Below are 11,891 nucleotides of genomic sequence, written 5' to 3'. Positions count from 1 at the left end.
TCAACTATTTTTTATCCTCTCATTGATCAGATCGCGGTATTCCCAGTAAGCTTGTTCCAATAACGGCATTTTTTCAGCGAAGAAAGCATATATTTTATCCCAGTCCGCGGGATGGTATAGATTGACATCTTTCAATTCGAAATAAATCACACTTAACGGGCGTTCGCCCATGCCGAGGTAATCTTCGTCCCAATGCAGATCCTCCCCGCAATCCGCTGCCATGAGTTTCCGGTAAGACTGAAAACATTCGTAGATTTCGTATCTTCTCAAATCGTTTTTATGGTCGATTTGGAACAATACCAGAGCTTTTTGTTCATCGGCATAAAATTTGAGTTGGGTAGACTTGATTTTAACTCCTGTCAACACCCATTTCCGGTAAATCTTATGTTTGGAACAATAGCGTTTAAATCCATTCCAAAAATTGATTTTAAGCTCTTTTGCTTCCTCCTTCGACCACATAATCGTTGAAAATTGAATATAAAAAAATGAAAATAATTATCTTTGCAAAGATAGAATTAATTGGGCGAAAGTTTATAACGTCTATGCCTTAGTTTAATTGCTTATGTTAGAACTAAAATACGATTATCACAGTATAGAGGCCGGATGTGACGAAGCCGGGAGGGGATGTCTGGCAGGTCCTGTTTTTGCTGCTGCCGTAATCCTGCCGGATAATTTTTCCGACGAATTGCTCAATGACTCTAAGCAGCTTTCGGAAAAACAACGGGCCGGGCTCCGTCCGGTCATCGAACGGGAAGCTTTGGCTTGGGCTGTGGCTAGTGTCGATAATCACGAAATCGACAAGATCAATATTCTGAATGCTTCTATTCTGGCGATGCACCGGGCTTTAGACCAATTGAAAGTACGCCCCGGACACATCATTGTCGACGGTAACCGTTTTAAAAAATACAGAGATATTCCTCACCTTTGTATTGTTAAAGGTGACGGTAAATATATGTCCATAGCAGCGGCTTCCGTGCTTGCAAAAACTCACCGGGACGAATATATGGAAAACCTTCATGCTCTTTTTCCCGTTTACAATTGGAAAAAAAACAAGGGGTATCCGACACAGGAACACCGGAAAGGAATCGAACAGGCTGGAGTTACGGAATTTCATCGTATCAGTTTTACTTTATTGGACCCACAGTTAAAAATTCAATTTTAAAATAAGAACCTATGCATTAAAACTTGCTCCCTTCTTTTGTATTTAGTTTATTGCTTTTAGCCTTTACCTTTTAAACTTTTACTTTTTATATGGCTTTCATCAATTCGATATTAAGTATTTTCACCCAGAAACGGTTGGCACAGATTGACTTTTTCAAAGCCAATCCGATAAAAGTACAACGGGATACGTTACAGGAATTATTAACTCTGGCAGCAAACACCGAATATGGTCGGAAATATCACTTCAACACTATTTTGACTGCCGAACAATACCGGGAGCGTTTACCGATCGTCCATTATGAAGACATCCGGGATCTGGTCCTGCGGACTATGGAAGGGCAGAATAATTTGCTTTGGCCCGAAGAGATCAAATGGTTCGCCAAATCGTCGGGGACTACCGATGCCAAAAGTAAGTTCATCCCGGTAAGTCCTTCTGTACTTGAAAATTGTCATTTCAGAGGGGGAAAAGATGTCATCGCTATTTTTAACAGGCTCTATCCGGAAGCACAGGTATTTAGTGGAAAGACTCTGGCTTTGGGGGGGAGTAGCGAGGTTTCTAAAAGTAATAGCCATTGCCAGTACGGTGATTTGTCGGCCATTATGATTTCTAATACCCCTTTTTGGGCCAATATGATGAAAACCCCCGATTCATCTATCATGCTGATGAGTAATTGGGAGGAGAAAATCGAGAAGATATGTGAGACGACGATCAAAGAAGATGTCCGTTGCCTGGCAGGAGTTCCTTCCTGGTTTCTGACGGTCATTCATAAAATTTTAGAAAAAACAGGAAAAAGCAACCTGCATGAAGTGTGGCCTAACCTGGAGTTGTTTATTCATGGTGGGATTAGTTTTATTCCTTACCGGGAACAATACAAACGTCTTCTGCCCGATCCTAAGATGAAGTATCTGGAAACCTACAACGCTTCGGAAGGTTTCTTCGGTTTACAGGATGATCCGGAAGATGCTTCTATGTTGCTGATGTTGGACTATGGGGTTTACTATGAATTTCTCCCTATGAGTGAGCTCGGTAAAACCAAACCCCGGACTTTATTATTGGAAGAAGTGGAAACCGGGGTCAATTATGCGCTTATCATTACGACCAATGGAGGGTTATGGCGTTATATGATCGGAGATACCATTCAATTTACTTCGGTTAAACCGTATAAGTTCAGGATTACCGGTCGCACAAAATTGTTTATCAATGCTTTTGGAGAGGAACTGATCATCGATAATGCAACAGAGGCGCTCAAACGGGCATGTGCAGAGACCGGCGCAGATGTTTACGAATTTACTGCGGCTCCTGTCTTTATGGAAGAAGGGAAAAAAGGCGCTCACGAATGGTTGATCGAGTTCAATACACCTCCTGCCGATCCGGAGTATTTTGCCGGTATCCTGGATCAGGAACTTCAAAAATTAAATTCCGATTATGAAGCCAAACGGTTGTTATCTCTGGAGCGTTTACGCCTGCATATCGCCCGTCCCGGACTTTTCAACGACTGGCTTAAAGAGAAAGGTAAACTGGGAGGACAACACAAAGTGCCCCGGCTTTGGAATGACCGGACACATCTTGAAGAGTTATTGCTGCTGGACCGGAAATAAAATTCGGACAGGGACAGGGCCTCCGGAGGGGCTTATAGATTGTAGGCCTGCAGCTTTTAAAGCCGGACCGGTAGCTTTGTTGTGAAAATTGGAGGGGAAGTGATAGCTTCCCCAAACTGTATCCGGCGGCTTTGTGCCGGTCAGACAACGGTTTTTCCAGACCATCCCCTGTGCTGTTTTCCGGCTGTTTTATTGTTGAATGAGTTATACCGGAGGCTGTGGGAGTATACCGGTTTCATGTCCGGAAGGTTTATTTATCGGGGAGGAGTACCACTTTTTGCCGGGGGAAAATATGTCCGAAACGGTCGGTGACTTCGATCTCGATTTCCCGGGCTTTTTCAGATGGAGTAGCTTCAAAATAAAAGAAAGATTCCTGGGGTTGGGTATATTTCTCGGTCTTCAATCGGCCGACATATTCCAGATAATCGGGATCATAGCCGTTAAAACGTTGCATTGCCCCTTTAGCGGCTCCGTCTTCATACCATTTCACCTGCCATTTTTTATCCCAGTTCCAGACCTTGGCAATGACGCTGTTCGGTTTTTCTTTCACAGTTCCCCGGGGAAATACTTTAAATTGCCAGTTGCGCTCATGGCCTACGGATTTATAAAACCATTCTATTTCCGAGCCTGTAATTTCGAAAACATCATAACCGTTAGGGGTACCGTCACGATTTTCATCGGCTGTCCACCAGGTTCCGCAGATGGCTCCTATATTGTGTTCGATAATACCGGGTTTGATTTCATGGTTGGAATTCAGGTGGGTATGCCCTGAGATCAGACTGACAGGGTGGTTTTTCAAAATACCGAACAATTCTTCTCCGCCGGGGATGATACCCCGGTCAGCATAATAAAAAGGGGAATGGGTGGCGATGAGGATTGGAGCATTTTCCGGAAGGTACTTTAAAAGTTGGTCTACCCATTGAATTTGTTCCTCCGTCAGGGCTTCGGTATATTTTTTATTTCCCTCGTAGAGGATGTTGTCGAGTACAATGCAATAGACTTTTCCTAACTGAAAAGCATAATAAGTCGGACCGAAATATTTTTCGTAGGTGTGGGCAGAAGCTTTGTCCGACAAGATTTCCTTATCATGGTCGTGATTACCGATAACGGGATAGAAAGGTATCTTTAGTCGGGCCATTTCTTTTTTGTAGACCGGGAAGTGTTCGAAATGATCCCAGACGATATCTCCCAGACTGATTCCGGTGACCGGTGTCGCCGGGGGATAACTTGCAATCATCTCTTTCAGGTCTGGAATACTTTGGGCCTGGAAACGCTGGAACTGTTCATCCGTTTTGGTTTGTACGTCCGCGATGGCTAGCAGGGTATGATGACTCCTTTTTCCTGTCTCGGTCAGCTGGAAGATATAATCTTCTTTTTCCGGATCTAAAGGCAGATAAAATTCAGGAGTTCCCGATTGGTAATCGGCCACATATCCATCCGGGGTCAGGAGGTAAACGAAACGGGCTTCCTGGTCGGTGTCGAGTAGGAAATTCCCTTTTGTGTCTGTCTGGGTGAAATTTATTCCGTCGGTGATGACGACATGGGATAATCCTTTATTTCCTGCTTTTACCTGTCCACGGATAGGCATACAGAAAGCAGCATGACTGAGAATCAGAAATGCTGCCGATAAACAAATTGTCAGGTTCATGATTTATTCTTTGATTAAGATAGAATTGAAAACAGTTAATATCTCTTCAGGAGATTTGGCCTTTTTCAGGGCTTTTTCGAGCTCTCCGGTTTCTTCCTCATAGTAAGCGACAAAGGCTGCATCCAGGCATTTCGACAGTTCTGCCGTAGCTGTTTGTTCGTTGATTTCCTGCCGGCGGACTGCTTTTTTGAAATAACTGTCCAGCTTCATAACCGAGTTATAAATCGCGGGTTTATAGATTTCCATCGTGTTATCGGTGAATCCTACCGTTGCTGTATGCCGGCGGACATATACTTTCTGAGTAGCATACAGTTTGCGGGCAATCCGATCCCCGAGGAAGTGCTGGGGATATTCTTTCAGGTCTGCATGATTCAGGTCGATCCCATAATTGGTGAATACAAATTGAGGAGTTTTCGCCGGTATAGGAGTACTGGTTGAAGCTGCAGTCGTTCCATGTGTCTTGTTATCGGCCAGAGCCATCCGTTGAGCTTTTACCGAGAACCCTAATGCGATAAGTGCTAAAAATAAAATTGTAATTTTCATATTCTTTTTTTATTCAATGTGATTTTCCTTATTTTTCAATGCAAAGTAAGAACAGAGAAATTACAGCCTGGTGAATAAATTATTTCGATTCGGTTAAATTTGGGGTACCGTAGGTTTGGATAAGAAAGTTAGTTACATGTTTGTTTTTTCCCTTCGGTTTCCTATTTTTGTTTCGGAAACATGGACTTTTTTTCCCGACATATTATTATTATATTTGTTCAGGTATTTTCAGTAATTCTATGACAGAGGAAGCGATGTTATTCCGGCGGGTGCAGGAGGGATGTTGGGAGGCTTTCGATGTGCTGTTTCATACTTATGCGGAACAGCTGTTTTTTTATGCGATGGGGTTTGTGAATAACCGGGAGGAAGCCAGGGATATTGTGCAGGGAACGTTTATTACTTTGTGGGAACAGCGGGGGAAGATTCAGTGTACGGGGGCTATTTATCCTTATTTGTTACGTTTGGTGAAAAATGCTTGTCTTAATTATCAGGTGCATGAGAAAGTGAAGGAACGTTATTTGTTGGAAAAACGAATGACGGAGGAGGAAGGGGAAGAAGTGCCGGCAGATGAGGAGGAGGAGTTTGAGGTGCAATATGCCCGTTTGCGGAAAGTGGTGGATGGTTTGCCGGAGAAATGCAGGGAAATTTTTATTTTGGGATGCGTAGATGGGTTGAGTTATAAAGAAGTGTCGGAGAAAATGGGAGTGTCGGTGAATACGGTGAAGACACAGATTAAGTTGGCGTACAGGAAGTTGAAATTAGAATTAGGAGGGCAAAATTTTGTGTGGGAGTGGACTGCTGGGGGAGTATTGTTTATATTGATGCAAAAATAATTTTCAAAAAAAGTATTTTTCTTTTCACCCTGATCGGCTATCTTCTTGTTTAGAAGATGGGAAAAGATAGTTAAAGCCTTTATAAAAAATAGACTTATGGTAGAACAAGAGGAAAAGAGATGGTTGCGTGCTTTGTTGGAGGGAGAGGTTGAGCCGGGAAGTGAGGAGTGGGAGCAAGTCTGTACGGATTCTGCTTTTACGCGGGTGAGGGAGAAGGTCGGTGCTGTTGCCAGACTGGATTTTACACAGCAGGAAGATGAGGTGGAGGGGATGTGGAGAGTGTTGGTGGACCGGAGGAAGAAGGGGTTGGAGCGGCGGGCCCGGGGGCGGAAACGTTTATTGCGGTGGATATCCGGGACGGCTGCGGTGGTGGCGTTGGGAATCGGAGGATGGTTATCGATCCGGGGAGTGGAAAGAGAACAGGTGGTTGTGGTAGGCGGAAGAACGGTAGAGGGTAGGACAGAGTTGGTGTTGCCGAATGGAGAGAGGCGGGTATTGGGGGACGATAAGGTAAGGGTGGTGTCGGACAGTTGCGGAGAGATGCGGACGGAGAATAGAACGCTGATTGTAGAGTTGGGAGGGCAGGAGACGAAGAAAGCGGAGTATTATACGCTGAATGTTCCTTATGGGGAAAAATATAGTATTGTATTGCCGGACGGGACCAAGGTATTTTTGAATGCGGGGACGACGTTGAGGTATCCGGATCATTTTGAAGGAGGGAGCCGGGAAGTGTATTTGAATGGGGAAGCTTATCTGGAAGTGACAAAGGATGCGGAACATCCCTTTGTGGTGAAAACGGAGGAGGTGGAGGTGAAGGTATTGGGGACTGTATTCAATGTGAATGCTTACCCGGAAGGGGAGTGGGTCAGGACAACTTTGGTAGAGGGGAAGGTAGAAGCGGTTTGCGGAGGTCGGTTGTTTGTGATGGAACCGGGAATGCAGGTGGCTTATTCGAAGGGAACGGGTGAGACTGAGTATAAAAAGGTGGACACACATTTGTTTACCTCGTGGAAAGACGGGTATTATGAATTTGAGGAGATGGAGTTGGGGGAATTGATGCCGTTGCTGGGACGGTGGTATGCTGTAGGAGTGGATTTTGAAGAACCGGAATTGAAACGGTTAAAGTTCAGTGGGCGCTTGCAGCGCTATGAGACGGTGGCGGATTTGGTGAAAATGTTGGAATACACGGGGGATGTCGTGTTTGAGGTGAAAAATGACCGGATTTTGGTCCGGAAGAGATAAAAGAAAAAGCAGGCAGTGGATCTGATCAATCCTCTGCCTGCCGGAGTTCAAGATACCTCCGGAAATCCTTGCAAGAAACGGAGGTATTCAATTTTAATTTAAACACAGCAAATTTATGAAAAAAATGCAGGACACAGCATCGCCAGGGCATTTTGTGTGCAGGCGGATGTTAATCTTAAAAACTTTTCTGGTAATCCTGTTGTGGAGTACCTGTCTCGTTTCTGGTTACAGGGGACATGCTCAGGAGAGAACGACGGTTACGGTGAACATGACGGATGTCACGCTGAATGAGGTGATAACCGAGTTGAAAAAGCAAACGAAGTATGATTTTTTTTATAACAGCGAGCTGGTGAAATCGAAGGGTAGAGTGAGTGTGCGGGCACGTAATTTAGATCTGCGGGAGGTGTTGGAACAGGTATTGACGCCGGTAGGGCTGGAATATGCTATTCAGCAGGATTTGATTACGATTCGTGAGAGACGGGTACAGCAGGAGGTGGCGAAGATAGAGATGATTACGGTGAGTGGCAAGGTGACGGATAAGGATGGTAATCCAGTGGTTGGGGCTACAGTTGTGATTCATGGAACGACACAAGGTGTGGCGACGGATGTCGACGGTAAATATTCTTTGATGACCCGTCCGGACGATGTGTTGACGATATCTTTTATCGGTTATAAAACAGAAGTGGTGCCGGTGAAGGAGAATAAACATTTGAACGTGATTTTGAGTCCGGCGTCGGAGGATTTGGAAGAGGTGACGGTGGTGGCTTTCGGACAACAGAAAAAAGAGAGTGTCGTGTCGGCAATTACGACAGTACGTCCGATGGACCTGAAGTCGTCAAACAGTGACTTGACAAGCAGTTTTGCCGGTAAGATCGCCGGTATGGTAGGCTGGCAGACAGGGGGATTGCCGGCGGCTTTAACGGAAGATGAAATGAATACGAAATTTTATATCCGTGGTATTACGTCGTTTCAGACAGGGGCGAATGTGGACCCCTTGATTTTGTTGGATGGCGTAGAATCGTCGAAGCTGGATTTGGCACGTATAGCTCCGGAAGATATCGAAACATTCAGTGTGATGAAGGATGCTTCGGCTACGGCGATGTACGGTGCACGTGGTGCGAACGGAGTGATTTTGGTGACGACGAAAAAAGGACAGGAGGGGAGTGTGTATGCGACAGCACGTTACGAGACGGTGTTTTCAATGCCGACAAAGCGTATCGATGTGGTGGATCCGGTGGATTATATGAAAATGTATAACCGGGCGCTTTTGACCCGGGATCCGTTGGCAACGCCGAAATATAGTGTGGAACGTATCAACCGGACCCGCTCGGGAAAGTATCCGTCTTGGGTTTATCCGGCGAATGACTGGTATAAGATTTTATTCAAAAACTATAATGTGAACCACCATGCGGGTTTGAATATCCGGGGAGGTTCGAAGGTAATTCAGTACTATGCTTCGGTGAATTACAACCGTGATCAGGGGATGTTGAAGACAGATAAGTTGAATGACTTCGATTGTAATATTACGAATAATCAAACGGCTTTTCGTGTGAATTTGACGATTGATTTGAAAGCCGGTATTAAATTATTGATTAATTCGTCGACAACTATAGATAAATACCATGGTCCTTTGACTAGTGTCAATCAGGCGTATGAGTTAGCGTTTAATGCTTCGCCGGTAGATTTTGCACCTTTATATCCGGGAGATGAAAATTATGGGTGGCCGCATCTGCGTTTCGGTACGACAGAGGCAAATCAGGAGAATCCTTATATGATGATTCAGAAAGGATATCTGGAACGGACTCGCTATTCTACGACCAATCGGGCGGAGTATATCCATAACTTATCGAGCCTGGTAAAGGGGTTGGAGTTGCGGGGGAGTGTGGCTGTGTCACAGGCAGGATATTATACGACTGGTTTTACAACCAATCCTTTCAAATATTCTTTGTTGAATTATGATTTTGAAACAGGCAAACACCGGTTGCAGGATTTGTCTCCTTTTGGTGCCAGTTATGCCTTGTCTATAGATCCCACAGCCAAGGCTTCGACGACAGAGACGCGTGTTACGTATGAGGCACGTGCTTTGCATACGGCAGCATGGAAAGAGCATCAGACCTCACTGACAGGGGTGTTCCAGGCTCAGGATTATACGTTTACGCCGGTGTCTAATGTCTTGACAGGTATGCCACAACGGAACATGATGTTTTCAATGCGTGGAACGTATGGGTTTAAAGACCGTTATTTTGTAGAGGCAAGTTTTGGTTATAACGCATCGGAACGTTTTGCAAAGAGTAACCGTTGGGGGTTATTCCCGGCAGGTGGCCTGGCGTATGTGATATCGAGCGAACCCTTTATGAACGGGACAGCCCATTGGCTGAACTTTTTGAAGCTGCGGGTTTCGTATGGCAAGGTAGGCAACGACGGAGTGATTAAGGTTCCCCGCTTTTTGTTTTTGCAGACGATGGGTACCTTGACGAATGTATTGAATCCGGAACCGGGAGGCAGACCAACGATTTACAGGATTGTACAGGGATATGCGAATCCGAATTTGAAGTGGGAAGTGGCGGAGCAGGTGAATTTCGGTTTGGAGACCAAGTTGTTCAAAGGGGTTGTTGAGTTTAATCTGGATGCTTACCAGGAGATCCGTCACAATATCATTGGCTACCGTGCCTCTGTTCCGGCACATGCGGGTATTGCTCTTCCACAATTGGATAATATGGGTAAGGCCCGGTCGAGGGGTATAGACTTTTCGGGTAAGATCCAGCATGCTTTTAACAAAGATTTGTGGGTGATTCTGAACGGTACTTTGACTTATAATAAGGTAGTGTATAAAGAAATCGAGGAAGCGATGAATAAGCCGGCATGGCAAAGAATGGTGGGGAAAGAGATTTCGCAGAAAATCGGTTATATTTCGGACGGACTCTTCCAGGATCAGGCGGAAATCGAAAATGCTCCGGTACAGGCAGGATCGCCCCAGCCAGGAGATATCCGTTACCGGGATTTGAATAACGACGGAAAGATTGATGTGAATGATGTGACTTATATCGGTTTTCCGGAGACTCCGCGTGTGACCTATGGCTTTTCAGGTTTTGTCAATTACAGTAATTTTGAGTTCAGTTTTGCTTTTCAGGGGTCGGGGAAACGTTCTTTCTTTATGGACCCGAGCGAATTGTCTCCTTTTGTGGATGACCATGCGATGTTGACAGCTATTTATAAGGATCACTGGTCGGAAGATAATATGATCCGGAAACCTTTCTGGCCTCGTTTATCGACCCAAAATTTGATTGAACATTCGCCGGAGGAGGATTGGTATAATAAAAATGCAACAGAGGTTCGCAAGAGTACTTATTTCATGCGGGAATGCCGTTTCCTGAGATGTACTTCGTTGGAGTTGGCGTACAATATGCCAAAGAAATTGATGGAACGTTGGGGACTGCAAAATATGAAGTTTTTTGTGCGGGCGAACAATCCTTTCCTGATTTCCAATTTCAAGCTTTGGGATGTCGAGTTGGGTGAGGATGCGTTTAACTATCCGATACAAAAGACTTATACCGTTGGGTTAAACTTTAGTTTCTAATATAAATATAAGGTGGTTATCTATGAAATATGTAAATATATTATTGATTGGTTTGGTCTTGTTATTTCCGGGGTGTACATTTTTGGATGTTGTACCGGAGGGAAATATTGAAAGTATCGAGAGTAACTTTGAGAAACGGGACCAAACGGAGAATTGGTTCAAGTATTGTCATTTCTGGGTCAGTCCGTTTACCACTTCCGTAATTTCGAATCCGGCTTATATGGGGACGGATGAAGTGGTTGCGGGAACTTATTTGCGGGAGAGCGGTTTTAACTGGAGTGGTTTGTATATCGCGGATGGTCTGCAGCGTACGTTCGATCCATACTGTAATATGTGGCGTCGGGATGCTGTGTATAACAGTATCCGTTATTGTAATACTTTTCTTGAAAAAGTGTGGGGAGTTTATAATATGACGGATGCTGAAAAGAAGTTGTGGGTAGCTGAAATCAAGGCTTTGAAAGCCTATTATTATTTTGAGCTTTTGCGTCATTACGGACCTTTTGTTGTGATGGACGAGAATATCGATCCGGGTGTTCCGGCCGAGGATATGAAAAAGGAAAGAAGTCCGGTGGATGTTTGTGTTGAAGAGATTGTAAGCCTTTTGGATGAAGCGATGAAAGATTTGCCTTTGATGAAAGATAAAGAGAGAAGCCGGTGGGCTTACCATAGCCTGGAGTCGGCTGCAGCCTTGAAGGCGATGACCTTGTTTTATGCAGCTTCGCCTTTGTTCAACGGTAACCCGGCTTATAGCGGTTTTGTGAATAGTAAGGGCGAGAAGTTGTTCAGCCAGCAGAAAGATCCGGAAAAGTGGAGATATGCAGCGGAGGCTGTCGATTCGGCCTTACTTATTTGTAACCGGGGAGGAAAATATCTGATTTCGAGTGAGAGCGACAAGATTACAGACCGGATAAAAGATATTGAAGCATCGGCTATAGCCTTGAATTTTGAGAATGCAGAGGCGATTTATATGTTCCGCTATGAGTCTTTTGTAAATGGAGGCTGGCCGAAATGGACCCGTCCTTATTTCAATAGTACGGATGAGGATTATAATATGGAAATGAAAGGATGTGTGGCTCCGAGTCTGAAAATGGTGGAAATGTATTATACGGAACACGGTTTGCCGATAGAAGAGGATAAGGCGTGGTGGAAGTATGAAGAGCGTTATACGATGGGAACGGAAGACGACAAGAGGTATAAGGATGTGGTGGCTATGGACGAGAAAGTACTGAAATTGCATTTAAAAAGAGAACCGCGGTTTTATGCGCATATTGCTGCCGACCGTTGTTAT

General features: G+C 44.7%; 9 protein-coding genes. 6 read left to right on the top strand and 3 right to left on the bottom strand.

Going from position 1 to position 11,891, the window contains the following annotated elements; all coding sequences use genetic code 11:
* Complete coding sequence (locus WS42_RS07365; protein ID WP_013613305.1) at positions 1 to 459, bottom strand: DUF4268 domain-containing protein; 459 nt, start codon at positions 457 to 459, stop codon at positions 1 to 3.
* Between the two features lie 103 nt (positions 460 to 562).
* Here WS42_RS07365 and rnhB point away from each other — a divergent pair, with 103 nt between their 5' ends.
* Both rnhB and WS42_RS07355 read left to right on the top strand, forming a co-directional pair.
* A complete protein-coding gene (gene rnhB, locus WS42_RS07360; protein WP_022161183.1) occupies positions 563 to 1,162 on the top strand; it encodes a ribonuclease HII in 600 nt (199 codons plus the stop codon).
* Positions 1,163 to 1,251: 89 nt separating this feature from the next.
* On the top strand, positions 1,252 to 2,760 hold the full coding sequence (locus tag WS42_RS07355; protein ID WP_013613307.1) for a GH3 auxin-responsive promoter family protein: 1,509 nt from the start codon (positions 1,252 to 1,254) through the stop codon (positions 2,758 to 2,760).
* A 250-nt stretch (positions 2,761 to 3,010) separates the two neighbouring features.
* On the opposite strand, the gene WS42_RS07350 is transcribed toward WS42_RS07355, so the two are convergent.
* Together WS42_RS07350 and WS42_RS07345 are read right to left on the bottom strand one after the other, a co-directional pair.
* Positions 3,011 to 4,408: a calcineurin-like phosphoesterase C-terminal domain-containing protein gene (locus tag WS42_RS07350; protein ID WP_022161182.1), complete on the bottom strand. Its 1,398-nt coding sequence runs from the start codon at positions 4,406 to 4,408 to the stop codon at positions 3,011 to 3,013.
* A 3-nt stretch (positions 4,409 to 4,411) separates the two neighbouring features.
* Positions 4,412 to 4,951, bottom strand: a complete 540-nt coding sequence (locus WS42_RS07345) for a hypothetical protein (RefSeq protein WP_022161181.1) — start codon at positions 4,949 to 4,951, stop codon at positions 4,412 to 4,414.
* Between the two features lie 239 nt (positions 4,952 to 5,190).
* Here WS42_RS07345 and WS42_RS07340 point away from each other — a divergent pair, with 239 nt between their 5' ends.
* The 4 genes from WS42_RS07340 to WS42_RS07325 all read left to right on the top strand — a co-directional run.
* Positions 5,191 to 5,784, top strand: coding sequence for an RNA polymerase sigma-70 factor (locus tag WS42_RS07340; RefSeq protein ID WP_013613310.1), 594 nt, complete (start codon positions 5,191 to 5,193; stop codon positions 5,782 to 5,784).
* A 96-nt stretch (positions 5,785 to 5,880) separates the two neighbouring features.
* A complete protein-coding gene (locus WS42_RS15440) occupies positions 5,881 to 7,026 on the top strand; it encodes a FecR family protein (RefSeq protein WP_022161180.1) in 1,146 nt (381 codons plus the stop codon).
* A gap of 115 nt (positions 7,027 to 7,141) precedes the next feature.
* Complete coding sequence (locus WS42_RS07330) at positions 7,142 to 10,603, top strand: TonB-dependent receptor (RefSeq protein WP_046450922.1); 3,462 nt, start codon at positions 7,142 to 7,144, stop codon at positions 10,601 to 10,603.
* A gap of 22 nt (positions 10,604 to 10,625) precedes the next feature.
* A partial coding sequence (locus WS42_RS07325) for a RagB/SusD family nutrient uptake outer membrane protein (RefSeq protein WP_046450921.1) occupies positions 10,626 to 11,891 on the top strand: 1,266 nt, incomplete at its 3' end.

The organism is Odoribacter sp. N54.MGS-14, from assembly GCF_000980295.1.
Lineage (GTDB): Bacteria > Bacteroidota > Bacteroidia > Bacteroidales > Marinifilaceae > Odoribacter > Odoribacter splanchnicus.
This window is presented reverse-complemented; position numbering and strand designations above follow the sequence as displayed.